At 67.8% G+C, this 12,720-nt stretch carries 15 protein-coding genes; 11 read left to right on the top strand and 4 right to left on the bottom strand.

Features of this window, described 5'->3' with window-relative positions; all coding sequences use genetic code 11:
- Nucleotides 1-10: 10 nt before the first annotated feature.
- Nucleotides 11-391, bottom strand: coding sequence for a VOC family protein (locus AXA74_RS01265; RefSeq protein WP_060833125.1), 381 nt, complete (start codon nt 389-391; stop codon nt 11-13).
- 118 nt (nt 392-509) lie between these two features.
- Between AXA74_RS01265 and trmB the strand changes: the two genes are divergently transcribed.
- The 4 genes from trmB to lysM all read left to right on the top strand — a co-directional run bounded on the left by trmB (nt 510) and on the right by lysM (nt 3,041).
- Nucleotides 510-1,289 carry a tRNA (guanosine(46)-N7)-methyltransferase TrmB gene (gene trmB / locus AXA74_RS01270; RefSeq protein ID WP_029578080.1) on the top strand — a complete coding sequence of 260 codons (780 nt, stop codon included), beginning with the start codon at nt 510-512 and terminating at the stop codon, nt 1,287-1,289.
- A 23-nt stretch (nt 1,290-1,312) separates the two neighbouring features.
- The gene (pip, locus tag AXA74_RS01275) at nt 1,313-2,260 is read left to right on the top strand and encodes a prolyl aminopeptidase (protein ID WP_029578079.1); all 948 of its coding nucleotides are present in this window, start codon (nt 1,313-1,315) and stop codon (nt 2,258-2,260) included.
- Nucleotide 2,261: 1 nt separating this feature from the next.
- Nucleotides 2,262-2,462 carry a sulfur carrier protein ThiS gene (thiS, locus tag AXA74_RS01280; protein WP_029578078.1) on the top strand — a complete coding sequence of 67 codons (201 nt, stop codon included), beginning with the start codon at nt 2,262-2,264 and terminating at the stop codon, nt 2,460-2,462.
- Nucleotides 2,463-2,594: 132 nt separating this feature from the next.
- On the top strand, nt 2,595-3,041 hold the full coding sequence (lysM, locus tag AXA74_RS01285; protein WP_029578077.1) for a peptidoglycan-binding protein LysM: 447 nt from the start codon (nt 2,595-2,597) through the stop codon (nt 3,039-3,041).
- A gap of 130 nt (nt 3,042-3,171) precedes the next feature.
- On the opposite strand, the gene serB is transcribed toward lysM, so the two are convergent.
- Both serB and AXA74_RS01295 read right to left on the bottom strand, forming a co-directional pair.
- Nucleotides 3,172-3,879, bottom strand: a complete 708-nt coding sequence (serB, locus tag AXA74_RS01290; protein WP_032979498.1) for a phosphoserine phosphatase SerB — start codon at nt 3,877-3,879, stop codon at nt 3,172-3,174.
- Nucleotides 3,876-4,769 (bottom strand): LysR substrate-binding domain-containing protein, encoded by an 894-nt coding sequence (locus AXA74_RS01295; protein WP_029578075.1) that lies wholly within the window; start codon nt 4,767-4,769, stop codon nt 3,876-3,878. The genes serB and AXA74_RS01295 overlap by 4 nt, the downstream gene beginning before the upstream one ends.
- A 222-nt stretch (nt 4,770-4,991) precedes the next feature.
- Here AXA74_RS01295 and AXA74_RS01300 point away from each other — a divergent pair, with 222 nt between their 5' ends.
- From AXA74_RS01300 to AXA74_RS01310, 3 genes are read left to right on the top strand one after another with little or no spacing between them, the layout of a single operon-like run.
- The gene (locus tag AXA74_RS01300; RefSeq protein WP_032963496.1) at nt 4,992-6,074 is read left to right on the top strand and encodes an ABC transporter ATP-binding protein; all 1,083 of its coding nucleotides are present in this window, start codon (nt 4,992-4,994) and stop codon (nt 6,072-6,074) included.
- 10 nt (nt 6,075-6,084) lie between these two features.
- Complete coding sequence (locus tag AXA74_RS01305) at nt 6,085-7,731, top strand: ABC transporter permease (protein WP_029578073.1); 1,647 nt, start codon at nt 6,085-6,087, stop codon at nt 7,729-7,731.
- Nucleotides 7,732-7,754: 23 nt separating this feature from the next.
- Complete coding sequence (locus AXA74_RS01310; RefSeq protein WP_032979499.1) at nt 7,755-8,738, top strand: ABC transporter substrate-binding protein; 984 nt, start codon at nt 7,755-7,757, stop codon at nt 8,736-8,738.
- A 66-nt stretch (nt 8,739-8,804) separates the two neighbouring features.
- On the opposite strand, the gene ffh is transcribed toward AXA74_RS01310, so the two are convergent.
- Nucleotides 8,805-10,217, bottom strand: a complete 1,413-nt coding sequence (gene ffh / locus AXA74_RS01315; protein ID WP_029578071.1) for a signal recognition particle protein — start codon at nt 10,215-10,217, stop codon at nt 8,805-8,807.
- Nucleotides 10,218-10,334: 117 nt separating this feature from the next.
- Between ffh and AXA74_RS01320 the strand changes: the two genes are divergently transcribed.
- From AXA74_RS01320 to AXA74_RS01335, 4 genes are read left to right on the top strand one after another with little or no spacing between them, the layout of a single operon-like run.
- Nucleotides 10,335-11,177, top strand: coding sequence for a cytochrome C assembly family protein (locus tag AXA74_RS01320; RefSeq protein WP_029578070.1), 843 nt, complete (start codon nt 10,335-10,337; stop codon nt 11,175-11,177).
- A gap of 6 nt (nt 11,178-11,183) precedes the next feature.
- On the top strand, nt 11,184-11,429 hold the full coding sequence (locus tag AXA74_RS24055; protein ID WP_029578069.1) for a PP0621 family protein: 246 nt from the start codon (nt 11,184-11,186) through the stop codon (nt 11,427-11,429).
- Between the two features lie 54 nt (nt 11,430-11,483).
- Complete coding sequence (gene ampD / locus AXA74_RS01330) at nt 11,484-12,062, top strand: 1,6-anhydro-N-acetylmuramyl-L-alanine amidase AmpD (protein ID WP_029578068.1); 579 nt, start codon at nt 11,484-11,486, stop codon at nt 12,060-12,062.
- A gap of 14 nt (nt 12,063-12,076) precedes the next feature.
- Nucleotides 12,077-12,697: a glutathione S-transferase family protein gene (locus tag AXA74_RS01335; protein ID WP_032979500.1), complete on the top strand. Its 621-nt coding sequence runs from the start codon at nt 12,077-12,079 to the stop codon at nt 12,695-12,697.
- The last annotated feature ends 23 nt before the right edge of the window (nt 12,698-12,720 follow it).

A 12,720-nucleotide genomic window follows, 5' to 3' on the forward strand; every position in this document is an offset into this window, starting at 1 on the left:
GCCCGCCGCCTTAGCCGGCGCGTTCGGAAATCTCGATCAGGTTCAGGTCGGAATCGCGCAGGTAGATGGAGCGCAAGGGATGGACGGCTCCCGTGCGGCGCACCGGGCCTTCGATGATGGCCGCGCCCTTGGCCTGCAGGCGGGCGATCACTTCGTCCAGCGGGACGGCCGCGATAAAGCACAGGTCCAGCGCGCCCGGCACGGGCAGGTGGGCCTTGGGCTCGAATTCGCTGCCCTTGATGTGCAGGTTGATTTTCTGGTTGCCGAACCGGAAGGCTTTGCGGCCCTGGCCGAAGGTCTCCAGCGTCATGCCCAGGAGCCCGACGTAGAAATCCACGCAGGCGGCCTCGTCCGTGGTGGTGAGGACGAGGTGGTCGAGATGGTCGATCATGATGGCGCCCTGAGTTGCTTGCGGGAATGGTAACCCGCCCCGCCGACGGCGGCGCAGCCTTCCGGAACCATGCGCCCCCATTTTTTGGAGGGTGGCGCCTCCCACTACAATCCGGGTTATGAATGCGAATACCCCGACGAATCCCCCCCCTGCCGCGGCCGATGCCGCGCCCCTGACGCCGGCGACCCAGGCCGCGCTGGAACCGGCCGCCCATGCGCCGGCCAGCCCCGGCGCCGCGCATATCCGCAGCTTCGTGCACCGCCGCGGCCACATCACGCAGCGCCAGCGCGATGCGCTGGAGCAGTTGATGGACAAATGGGCCATCCCCTATGCGCCGCGCCGGCTGGATCCGGCCGCCGTGTTCGGGCGCGAGGCCCCGACCATCCTGGAGATCGGCTTCGGCATGGGCGAGACGACCGAGAAGATCGCGCTGGCCCGGCCGGAGGACAACTTCCTGGGCGTGGAGGTCTTCAATGCCGGCGTGGGCTCGATGCTGCACCGGATCGAGACCTCGCAGATCCCCAATGTGCGCATCATCCAGCATGACGCGGTGGAAGTGGTGCGCGACATGATCGCGCCCGATTCGCTGGCCGGCGTGCATGTCTATTTCCCCGATCCCTGGCCCAAGAAGCGCCATCACAAGCGCCGCCTGCTGCAGCCGCCCTTCGTGCATCTGCTGGCCAGCCGCATCCGGCCGGGCGGGTATCTGCATTGCGCCACCGATTGGCAAGACTACGCGGTGCAGATGCTGGAAGTGCTGGGCGGCGAGGCGCTGCTCGAGAACACCGCGCAAGACTACGCCGAACGGCCCAGCTATCGCCCCCAGACCAAGTTCGAAACCCGCGGACTGCGCCTGGGCCACGGCGTCTGGGACCTGATCTTCAAGCGCAAGGCCTGACCCCTCACTGGAGAGTACGCCCCATGCTCTATCCCGCGATCGAGCCCTACCGCCATGGCATGCTGGACACCGGCGATGGCCACCAGGTGTATTGGGAGCTTTGCGGCAATCCGGAAGGCAAACCGGCCGTGTTCCTGCATGGCGGCCCCGGCAGCGGCTGCTCGCCAGTGCACCGCCAGCTGTTCGATCCCGAGCGCTACAAGGTGCTGTTGTTCGACCAGCGCGGCTGCGGCCGCTCCACGCCCCACGCCAGCCTGGAGCACAACACCACCTGGGACCTCGTGGCCGACATGGAGCGGCTGCGCGAGGAGGTCATGGGTGCGCAGCGCTGGCTGGTCTTCGGCGGTTCCTGGGGGTCGACGCTGGCGCTGGCCTATGCCGAGACCCATCCGCGGCGCGTCAGCGAGCTGGTGGTGCGCGGCATCTTCAGCCTGCGCCGCGCCGAGCTGCTGTGGTTCTACCAGGAAGGCGCCTCCTGGCTGTTCCCGGACCGCTGGGAAGACTATCTGGCGCCCATCCCGCCGCAGGAGCGCGGCGACATGATCGCGGCCTACCGCAAGCGCCTGACCAGCGATGATCCGGCCGAGCAATTGCGCGCCGCCAAGGCCTGGAGCCAGTGGGAAGACCACACCATCACGCTGCTGCCCAGCCCGCGCCACCAGCAAAGCCATGCGGCCGACCGCGCGGCGCTGGCCTTCGCGCGCATCGAAAACCATTACTTCGTGCATGCCGGCTTCATGGAAGAAGGCCAGCTGCTGCGCGATGCGCACAAGCTGCGCGGCATCCCCGGCACCATCGTGCAAGGCCGCTACGATGTCTGCACGCCGGCGCGCACGGCCTGGGAGCTGCATCGCGCCTGGCCCGAGGCGGATTTCCACCTCGTGCCCGACGCCGGCCACGCCTTCGACGAGCCCGGCATCCTGGCGCGGCTGCTCGAAGCCACCAACCGCTATGCAAGCAGCAAGGACTGATATGCAGATTACCCTTAACGGTCAGGCACGCGAGCTGCCGGCCGCCACCACCGTCATCGGACTGCTCGAAACCCTGGGCTATGCGGGCAAGCGCGTGGCCGTCGAACGCAACGGCGAAATCGTGCCCAAAAGCAAGCATGCCGCCACGCCGTTGGCCGAGGGCGACCAGGTCGAGATCGTGGTGGCCGTCGGCGGGGGCTGAGCCCCCCGGCTAGCAAGCTGTTACAACCTCGTCATTCCGCCGACATGCCCGCTTGCCCATAATCGAGCCTGGCGCCGGGGTCCGCGGACCCCGGCCTTCGTTGTCATCAACAACCGGAAAAGGGACAAGACCATGGGCCTGCTCAGTTTCATCAAAGATGTCGGCGAAAAACTCTTTGGCGCCAGCGAAGCCAAGGCCGCCACGGCGGAAGAACTCAAGAAAGAACTCGACAAGCACGGCTTGTCCGCATCCAACCTGAACATCAGCGTCAATGGCGACACCGTCACGGTGAGCGGCGAAGCCGCGTCCACCGAAGAGGCCGAGAAGATCGCGCTTGCCCTGGGCAACACCGTGGGCGTGGCCAAGGTGGACAACCAGCTCTCGGCCAAGAAAGCCGCCCCCGAAGCCGCCATGTACACGGTGCAAAAGGGCGACACGCTCTGGAAGATCGCCGAGGCGCAATACGGCAAGGGCAAGGGCGGCCAGTACAACGTCATCTTCGAGGCCAACAAGCCCATGCTGAGCGACCCGGACAAGATCTATCCCGGCCAGGTGCTGCGCATCCCGCCGCTGTCCTGAACCCATACCTGATCAAGCCGGCCAACCCCGCAGCGTTGATCGGCTTGTGCCGGTACTGGCCATCCCCGTCAGTGCCGGCTGATTCGGCCAAACGCAATGTTTGGCCGTTTTTTTATGCGCGTCCGACGCGCTAGGCGGCAAAGACCTCCAGCAGCCGGTCCAGGCCGCCGTCGTCGATGGCCACGCGCGCCTGCCCGCGCACGGCGGGCTTGGCCCGGTAGGCCACGCTCAGGCCGGCCACGCCCATCATGGCCAGGTCGTTGGCGCCATCGCCCACCGCGATGGCCTGCGCCGGGGCGATGCCCATGGCCTGGCAGGTCTGCAGCACCATGCGCTTTTTCTCTTCGCCATCGCAGATATCGCCCCAGGGCTGGGGCAACAGGCGGCCGGTGATGCGGCCATCGGCGATCTCCAGCACATTGGCGCGCACATCGTCCAGGTCCAGCCGGGCCGCCAGCCGATCGGTGAAACAGGTAAAGCCGCCCGTCACGAGGATGCAGCGCAGGCCCGCGGCCTTGCAGGCCGCGATCAGCGTCTCCACGCCCGGGTTCAGCCTCACCCGCTCGCGCCAGACGGTATCCAGCGCGCTTGCGGGCAAGCCCGCCAGCAGGGCCACGCGCTGGCGCAGGCTGGCCTTGTAGTCGGCGATCTCGCCGCGCATGGCCGCCTCGGTCAGCGCCGCGACTTCCTCCTTGCGGCCGGCGAAATCGGCCAGTTCGTCCAGGGTCTCGATGGCCAGCAGGGTCGAGTCCATGTCGAAGGCGATGAGCTTGAAATCCCGCAGCCGGGGCCGGGGGCCGCGCAGGCTCAGGCCGGGGGCAAGCGTCAATGCAGTCATGCGTACTCCTTGTTGGGACGGGCAAGCCAGTCCAGAAACAGCCGCGCCAGCGGCGCGGCCGGCGAATCGGGGCGGAACAGCCCATGCACGCCCGCATTGGGCAGGCGCGGTTGCTCGAAAATCGGTTGCAGGCGGCCAGCCTGGATATCCTCGGCCAGCAGACACCAGGGCGCCAGGGCCAGGCCCAGGTCATTGCTGGCCGCCTGCATGGACAGGAAATGATGGTCGAAGACCGGCCCGGGCAGCATGGAAGGCACCTCCACGCCCGCCAGGCCGAACCACTGGGTCCAGTGGTCCAGGCAGCCGCTGACCTTGAGCAGCGGATGCCCGACGCAATCGGCCGGCCGGCGCAGGCGGTGCCGGGCGATGAAGCGCGGCGAAGCCACCGGCACATAGCTGTCTTCCAGGCAGGGCAGGCAGACGTGGTCGGGCCTTTGCATGGGGCCATGCTGGATGATGAGGTCGTGGGCGGCGTCGGCGCGATCGATGAATTGCCGGCCCAGGGTCGAGACCTCGACATCGATCTCGGGATACAGGCGCTGGAAATCCGCCAGCCCGGGGATCAGCAGCTTCATGGCCAGCGAGGGCGTGGCGCATAGGCGCAGCTGCCGCGCCTGCCGCGGGCGTTTCAGGTGGGCGGTGGCCTGGGCGATGCGCTCCAGGCTGGCCTGGACCTCGGAGAAATACCCCAGGGCATCGGGCAACAGGGCCACCCCGCGCGCCTCGCGCGCGAACAATGGCTGCCCGATGAAGTCCTCCAGCGCACGGATCTGCTGGCTGACCGCGCTGTGCGTGATGTTCAGTTCCTGCGCGGCGGCGGTAAAGCTGCGCAGCCGCGCCGCCGCTTCGAACACCCTCAGGGCCTTGAGAGGAGGCAGGCTGCGGGCCATGGTCAGCGCCCGGCCTGCCTGCGTTTGCGATTCTTTCCCACTTGTGCGTTCTATCTCTGCGGCCGCCGATGCGTTGCCGGCGGCGCTGTTGCGGTTGCGGCCATTCTAGGGGATGCGGCGCGGCCCAGCCCCCAGAAAAACTTACAGCTGTGTTTAAAAATGCCCGCTGGTGGCGTGGCGGCCGCCTTTCTATGATGCGGGCAGCGAGAAGCAGGATCATCCATGGCATCCATCACTATCGACCGTATCGTCAAGGTTTTCGACGGCCAGAGCGTCCTGCGGGACCTGTCTCTGCACATCCCCGACGGCGCCTTCTACACCCTGCTGGGCCCCAGCGGCTGCGGCAAGACCACCTTGCTGCGCTGCATCGCGGGCTTTTACGAGCCCGACGGCGGCCGCCTGCTGTTCGACCAGGATGACATGACCCATGTCTCGGCGCACCGCCGCGATATCGGCATGGTATTCCAGGACTATGCGCTCTTCCCCGACAAGACGGCGTTCGACAACGTCGCCTATGGGCTGCGCGCCCGCGGCGTGGGCCGCGCCGAGATCAAGACCCGGGTGGCCGAAGCCCTGGACAAGGTCGGCCTGGCCGCGCTGGCCGGCCGCTACCCGGCCCAGATGAGCGGCGGCCAGCGCCAGCGCGTGGCCCTGGCCCGCGCCCTGGTCATCCGGCCGCGCGTGCTGCTGATGGACGAACCGCTGTCCAACCTGGACGCCAAGATGCGCGTGCAGATGCGCGACGTCATCCTGGACCTGGTGCGCGAGGCGCGCATCACCACGGTCTTCGTCACCCACGACCAGGAAGAAGCCCTGGCCATGTCCGACCAGATCGCCATCATGGACCGCGGCAACATCGCCCAGCTGGGCTCGCCCGAAGACCTCTACGGCACGCCGGTCAACGCCTATGTGGCGGACTTCATCGGCTCGGCCAATGTGATCCCGGTGCCCACCGAGATTGTCTCCGGCAGCGACAACGGCGGGCTTCCCCATGTGCGCTACCGGATCGGCGCGCACCCGTTCGACGGCGCCCAGGGCAGCCCGGCGCTGGGCGAGCGCGGCATCCTCATTGCCCGGCCGGAAGAGCTCAGCCTCATCGCCGCCGCGCCCCGCATCCCCAATTCCCTGCCCGGCCGCGTGCTGCGGCGCCAATACCTGGGTTTCAAGACCGCCTACCGCATCGTGCTGGAGGACAACAGCGAAATCCGCGTCGAACTGCATGCCGGCAATATGGTGGCCGACTTCCAGCCCGGCGATGCCGTGCAGGTGCTGGTGCCCACCGACAGCCGCGTGGTCAGCGAATAAGAGGCCGGCCATGAGCTTCAAGTGGTGGCCCTGGGGCCTTCTGACAGCGGCATGCCTGGCCCTGCTGCTGTTTTTCGTGATCTACCCGCTGGCCGTGCTCTTCGGCAACAGCGTGACCGGCGCCTCCGGCGGCTTTTCGCTCGAAGGCTTTGCCGCCCTGGCGCAAGACGGCGAATACCTGCAGGCCTTGCGCAACACCCTGGTATTGGGCGCGGTCGTCACCGCCTGCACGGTGCTGGTGGGCGTGCCCTTCGCCTATATGGTGGCGCGCTACGATTTTCCGCTGAAAAATCTCGTGGCCATCCTGCCCATCCTGACCATCGTGATCCCCGAGATCATCGTCGGCCAGTCATGGCTGCTGGTGCTGGGCAACAACGGCCTGCTCACCAATGCCCTGCGCGAGATCGGCATCGAGCTGCCCTCCTTCTACGGCTGGAGCGGCATGATCTTCTCCATGACGCTGGTCTATTACACCTATATCTACCTGGGTGTGCTGGCCGCGCTGCGCGGCTTCGACGGCCAGCTGGAGGAAGCCGGCCTGAGCCTGGGCACCCCGCCCTGGCTTACGCGCATCCGTGTCATGGTGCCGGTGATCGCGCCGGCCGTGCTGGTCAATGCCCTGGTGGTCTTCACGCTGGTGGTGGGCAACTTCGCGCTGTCCATCATGCTGGGCAGCCGCGTGCCGCTGCTGTCGGTGATGACCTACAACACTTTCGTCAACGAAATGGGCGGCAGCCCCACGCTGCAAAGCGCCATGTCGGTGGTGTCGATCGGCATCGTGGCCGCCGTGCTCTTCGTGCAAAAGCGCATGGTCGAGCGCAAGGTCTACACCATGACCCAGGGCCGCGCGCCGGCGCCGCGCCGCGTGCGCTCCTGGGCCGCGGCCGGCTATGCCGGCGGCGTCACGCTCATCGTGCTGCTGTCGCTGCTGCCGCTGGTGGTGGTCTTCATCGCCGCCTTCACGCATACCAGCGGCCCGGTCATGCATTGGGGCAGCTGGTCGCTGGCCAGCATGCAGCGCGCCCTGCATGGCGCGCCCGAACCCATCCTGAACTCGATCAAGTTCGCCTCGCTGGCGACGCTGCTGGGCGTGGCCTTCGCCGTGCTGGCCAGCTATCTCACGGTCAAGAAGCGCAACCGCGCCACCCAGCTGCTGGACTACATCCTGGTGCTGCCGCTGACGATTTCCGGCACGGTACTGGGCATCGCCCTGGTGCAGACCTTCAATACGGGCTGGCTGATACTGGCGGGCACCTCGGCCATCATGGTGCTGTGCTACACCGTGCGCCGCCTGCCCTTCGCGGTGCGCAACGCCTCGTCCACGCTGTTCAACATCCCCGACTCCATCGAGGAAGCCTCGATCAGCCTGGGCGTCTCGCCGCTCATGACCTTCTTCAAGGTGATGCTGCCTGCCATGAAGGCCTCCATCATCTCTTCGGCGATCCTCATGTGGTTGACCACGATCTCGGAGCTTTCGGCCTCGATCGTGGCCTATAGCGGCGGGCTGGAAACCATGCCCATCGCCATTTTCCGCCAGGTTGACGGCGGGCGCCTGGGCATGGCGTCGGCCTATGGCGCCGCGCTCGTCACCGTGATCCTGGTCCCGGTGGTGGTGTCGATCAAGGCCTTCAAGGTCAACCTGTTCTCCGGCAAGTAGCACTCTCAGAAAAAGGCCTTTCCATGCGCTTCTCTCATCTGCTGCAATCCAGCCTGCTGGCCGCCGCCCTCGCCGGCGGCGCCGCCCAGGCCCAGACCGTCATCCTGTATTCGTCCAACAATACCGACACCATCGACACCGCGCTGGAAGCGGTCAAGAAGACCATGCCCAAGCTGGATGTGCGGCCGGTCACCGGCGGCACGGGCACGCTGATGAAGCGCATCGAGGCCGAGGCGCAGAACCCGCGCGGCGACCTGTTCTGGAGCGGCGGCTTCGGCACCCTGGGCGCCTACCGGGCGCAGCTGGAACCCTATACGCCCAAGGACGTGGCCGCCATTCCGGCCGAATTCCGCGGCCCGGACAATCTCTGGATGGGCACCAATGTCCATGTCATGGTGATGATGGTCAATGAGCGCCAGCTCAAGGGCGCGCCCGCCCCCGCCACCTGGTCCGACCTGATGCAGCCGCAATGGAAGGGCAAGTTCGCCATCACCGACCCGTCCAAGAGCGGCACGGCCTATATGCTGGTCTACGGCCTGTACAAACAGTTCGGCACCGAGGGCCTGGACAAGATCGCCGCCAATGCCGTGGTCACCGGCTCCTCGGGCACGACGTACAAGGGCGTGGCCGCCGGCGAATACGCCGTGGGCCTGACGCTGGAATACGCCGCGCAGGAATACGTGGCGGGCGGCCAGAAGGAAATCAAGCTGGTCTATCCGTCCGAGGGCAGCTACCTGGCGCCCGAAGGCATGTTCATCATCAAGGGCGCCAAGAACGTCGAGGCGGCCCGCCAGCTGTACGAAGGCCTGCTCAGCAAGGAAGCCCAGACGGCCCAGCTGGTGAAGAACTTCCGCCGCCCCTCGCGCAGCGACATCGAAGTCTCCAAGCTCACCACCCTGCCGGAGCTGGCCTCGATCAAGATCTTCCCGGTGGACCAGCTCGAAGCGGCCGCCGACTACGAGAAGGTCGTCGCGGCCTGGAACGCCGCCGTGGCCAAGGCCCGCTGAGCGGGTGCCGGCCAAACAAAACAGGGTGCCTCGCGGCACCCTGTTTTGTTTGGGGCGAAGGCTGGCTCAGCGGCCGAATCCGCCGAAACGCCCCATGCCCTTCAGGCCGCCCATGGCGCGCATCATCTTGGCCATGCCGCCTTTTTTCATCTGCTTCATCATGCCCTGCATCTGCTCGAACTGATTGAGCAGGCGGTTGACCTCCTGCACCGGCACGCCGGCGCCGGCGGCGATGCGGCGCTTGCGCGAGGCCTTGATGAGCTCGGGCTTGGCGCGCTCGCCCGGCGTCATGGAATTGAGGATGCCCTCGGTGCGGCGCAGCTGCTTCTCGGCCTGGCCGCCCTGCAGCTGGCCGGCGGCCTGCTGGAACTGCGAAGGCAGCTTCTCCAAGAGGGAATTCATGTCGCCCAGCTTCTTGACCTGGCCCAGCTGCTCGCGGAAATCGTTCAGGTCGAACTTATCGCCCGACTTGATCTTCTTGGCCAGCTTCTCGGCCTCGGCGATGTCGATGTTCTTCTGCGCCTGCTCGACCAGGGAGACGATATCGCCCATGCCCAGCACGCGCTGCGCCATGCGCTCGGGATGAAAGGGCTGCAGCCCGTCGAGCTTCTCGGAGACGCCGACGAATTTCAGGGGCTTGCCGGTGATGTGGCGCACCGACAGCGCCGCGCCGCCGCGCGCATCGCCGTCGAGCTTGGTGAGGACCACGCCGGTCAGGGGCAGCGCCTCGGCGAAGGCCCGGGCGGTATTGACCGCGTCCTGGCCCTGCATGGCGTCGACCACGAACAGCGTCTCCACCGGCTTGACCAGGGCGTGCAGCGCGGCGATCTCGCGCATCATGGCCTCGTCGATACCCAGGCGGCCGGCCGTGTCGACGATCAGCACGTCATAGTGGTGGCGGCGCGCATGCTCGACCGCGTTGCGGGCGATGTCCTCGGGTTTCTGGCTGGGGTCCGACGGCAGGAAATCCACGCCCACCTGGGCGGCCACGGTCTTGAGCTGCTCGATGGCCGCCGGGCGGTAGACGTCGGCCGAAACCACCAGGACTTTCTTCTTGCCGGTCTTGCGCCCGCCCTGGGTGTGCTCGCCCTCGGCCAGCCAGCGCGCCAGCTTGCCGGTGGTGGTGGTCTTGCCGGCGCCCTGCAGGCCGGCCATGAGGATGACGGCCGGCGGCTGCACGGCCAGCGACAGCTCGCCGCTGCCCGGGCCGAGGTCGCCGCCCATCAGGGCGGTCAGTTCTTTATGGACCACGCCGACCAGGGCCTGGCCCGGCGTCAGGCTGGAGGACACCTCCTCGCCCAGGGCCTTCTCTTTGACGCGGGCGACGAAATCGCGCACCACGGGCAGGGCCACGTCGGCCTCCAGGAGCGCCATGCGCACTTCGCGCAGCATCTCCTGGGTGTTGGCCTCGGTCAGGCGGGCTTCGCCGCGCAGCGTCTTGACGACGCGCGACAGGCGTTGGGTAAGGTTATCGAGCATGAGAGGCGTTTCCGCTTAAACTAATTGATTGAACGGGACCGCGCGGGCCGCAAAGGCCCGCGGCGGGCGATGTCAGCGGGTGACATTTGCCCTGGCCCCACCCAGACAACGGTTTTTATGTCATCAGGCATTGTATTTCACGCCGTGGCCGCCCTGGTCTACGCCGTGCTGGGCGCCTCGATGTGGCGCCGCCTGCAGCGCGCCGGCAGCGTCGAGCAGACCGGCAAGATCGCCCGGCTCTGCCTGCTCGGGGCTTTGATCGTGCACGGCTACGCCCTGCGCGAATCAATGCTGGGGACAGATCACATCTTCATCGGCTGGGCCCTGGCCCTGTCGGCCGCCCTCTGGCTGGGCCTGATCATGTATTGGCTCGAAAGCCTGTTCATCCGCATCGACGGGGTGCAGCTGCTGCTCCTGCCGGCCGCCACCCTGGCCACCCTGCTGGCGGCCGGGTTCCCGCAAGGGGTGATCGTGCCCCATGCCGGCAATCCCTGGCTGCGGATCCATCTGATCATCGCCCTGGCCGCCTACGGCCTGATCACGATCGCGGCGCTGCACGCCATGCTGATGGCGCTGCTGGACCGGCACCTGCACCGCCCCCTGGACGCCCCGGCTTCCCGCAGCATCGTCGGCCGCGTCCTGGACGCCCAGCCGCCGCTGCTGGTGCAGGAGCAGCTGCTGTTCCGCATCATCTTCATCGGTTTCCTGGTCCTGAGCGCGGCGGTTGCCACGGGCTCGGTGGCCTCCATCCTGCTGACCGGCCGCATCCTGCCCTTTGACCACAAGACCATCTTCACGCTGCTGTCCTGGCTGACCTTCGGCGGCCTGCTCGTCGGGCGCCAGGCGCGCGGCTGGCGCGGCCGGGTGGCGCTGCGCTGGACGGTGGCCGGCTTCTGCTTCCTCATCCTCGCCTATACCGGCAGCCGGTTCGTGCTGGAAATGATTCTGCATCGGAGTTGACCCCAGGTGGGCAAGATAATTTTCTGGTTCTTCGCCATCCTGGTCGTGCTGACCGCCTGGCGCATGCTCAACGCGCGCGGCAGCCGCCGCGACGCCCCCCGCAAGCCCGCCGCGCCGCCGGCCGCCCGGGCCGCCGAGCCCATGGTGCGCTGCGCCCATTGCGGCATCCACCTGCCGCGCTCGGAGGCCTTGCTCCTCAACGGCCGGACCTGGTGCGGCCAAGAACACGCCCGCCTGGGGCCGGCGCCATAGGCAAGCGGCGGCGGGGCCTGCATAATGCGGCTTGCCCTTGATCCGCCATCCGCCATGACGCTGCAACTGGATCGCCACGGCTGGCTGCGCCCCGCGCCCGCCGTCACGCGACTGCCCTCGCCCAATGTCGATGCCCGCCCGCCCGGCGCGCAGGTCTCGCTGCTGGTCGTGCACAACATCACCCTGCCGCCCGGCGAGTTCGGCGGCCCCTATGTGGCCGATCTCTTCCTGAACCGGCTCGACCTCGGCGCCCATCCCTGGTTTGCCCGCCTGGCGGGGCTGCGGGTCTCGGCCCACTTCTTCATCCGGCGCGACGGCGGCATCGTGCAGTTCGCCTCGGTATACGACCGCGCCTGGCATGCCGGCGTCTCGCGCTTCGAGGGACGCGAGCGCTGCAATGACTTCTCGGTCGGCGTCGAGCTGGAGGGCACCGACGACCTGCCCTACACCGACGCGCAATACGCCGTCCTGGCCGAACTGGCGCAGCGCCTGCGCGCGCGCCTGCCCATCCGCGCGGCCTGGGGGCACGAGGATATCGCGCCCGGGCGCAAGACCGACCCGGGCCCCGCCTTCGATTGGCCGCGCTTCGCGCGCGGCGCAGGCTTTCTGCGGCGCGACCTGCCGCCGCGCTGACGACGAGGACAGCAATGCTGAAGATCTGGGGACGGCTGAGTTCCGTCAACGTACAGAAAGTGGTCTGGGCCGTGCGCGAACTGGCCCTGCCCCACACCCTGACCGAAGCCGGCGGCGCCTTCGGCGGCCTGGACACGCCCGAGTACGGCCGCATGAATCCCAACCGCCGCGTGCCCGTGATCGACGACGGCGGCTTCGTGCTCTGGGAATCCAACGCCATCGTGCGCTATCTGGCCGCGCGCTATGGCGCGGGCTCGCTGTGGCCCGCCGATCCCTGTGTGCGCGCCGATGCCGACCGCTGGATGGACTGGCAGGCCACCGAGTGGCAGCCCGCCCTGGGCCCGGCCTTCCTGGGCCTGATCCGCACGCCCGAAGCACAGCGCGACCCCGCCGCCATCGCCGCCGCGGTCAAGCGCTCGGCCGCCTGCGCGCTGCTACTCGAACAAGCGCTGCAAGGCCGCGACTTCATCGCCGGCTCGCAGTTCACCATGGGCGACATCCCGCTGGGCTGCGCCGCCCATCGCTGGTTCGGCCTGCCCATCGAGCGGCCCGAGACGCCCAACCTGGCCGCCTGGTACCGCCGCCTGATGATGCGCCCGGCGGTCCAGGGCGTGCTGACCCTGCCCTTGAGCTGAGCCCGGCGGGCGCGCCGCCGGGC

The organism is Bordetella hinzii LMG 13501 (genome assembly GCF_001548475.1).
Taxonomy (GTDB): Bacteria; Pseudomonadota; Gammaproteobacteria; order Burkholderiales; family Burkholderiaceae_B; genus Bordetella; species Bordetella hinzii.

Bases quoted from the DNA above. Each gene is read 5' to 3' on its own strand.
- lysM (WP_029578077.1), top strand. From the start codon at position 2,595: ATGGGCCTGCTCAGTTTCATCAAAGATGTCGGCGAAAAACTCTTTGGC.
- ffh (WP_029578071.1), bottom strand. From the start codon at position 10,217: ATGCTCGATAACCTTACCCAACGCCTGTCGCGCGTCGTCAAGACGCTG.
- AXA74_RS01265 (WP_060833125.1), bottom strand. From the start codon at position 391: ATGATCGACCATCTCGACCACCTCGTCCTCACCACCACGGACGAGGCC.
- AXA74_RS01300 (WP_032963496.1), top strand. From the start codon at position 4,992: ATGGCATCCATCACTATCGACCGTATCGTCAAGGTTTTCGACGGCCAG.
- serB (WP_032979498.1), bottom strand. From the start codon at position 3,879: ATGACTGCATTGACGCTTGCCCCCGGCCTGAGCCTGCGCGGCCCCCGG.
- AXA74_RS01320 (WP_029578070.1), top strand. From the start codon at position 10,335: ATGTCATCAGGCATTGTATTTCACGCCGTGGCCGCCCTGGTCTACGCC.
- AXA74_RS01295 (WP_029578075.1), bottom strand. From the start codon at position 4,769: ATGGCCCGCAGCCTGCCTCCTCTCAAGGCCCTGAGGGTGTTCGAAGCG.
- thiS (WP_029578078.1), top strand. From the start codon at position 2,262: ATGCAGATTACCCTTAACGGTCAGGCACGCGAGCTGCCGGCCGCCACC.
- ampD (WP_029578068.1), top strand. From the start codon at position 11,484: ATGACGCTGCAACTGGATCGCCACGGCTGGCTGCGCCCCGCGCCCGCC.
- pip (WP_029578079.1), top strand. From the start codon at position 1,313: ATGCTCTATCCCGCGATCGAGCCCTACCGCCATGGCATGCTGGACACC.
- AXA74_RS01305 (WP_029578073.1), top strand. From the start codon at position 6,085: ATGAGCTTCAAGTGGTGGCCCTGGGGCCTTCTGACAGCGGCATGCCTG.
- AXA74_RS01335 (WP_032979500.1), top strand. From the start codon at position 12,077: ATGCTGAAGATCTGGGGACGGCTGAGTTCCGTCAACGTACAGAAAGTG.
- AXA74_RS01310 (WP_032979499.1), top strand. From the start codon at position 7,755: ATGCGCTTCTCTCATCTGCTGCAATCCAGCCTGCTGGCCGCCGCCCTC.
- trmB (WP_029578080.1), top strand. From the start codon at position 510: ATGAATGCGAATACCCCGACGAATCCCCCCCCTGCCGCGGCCGATGCC.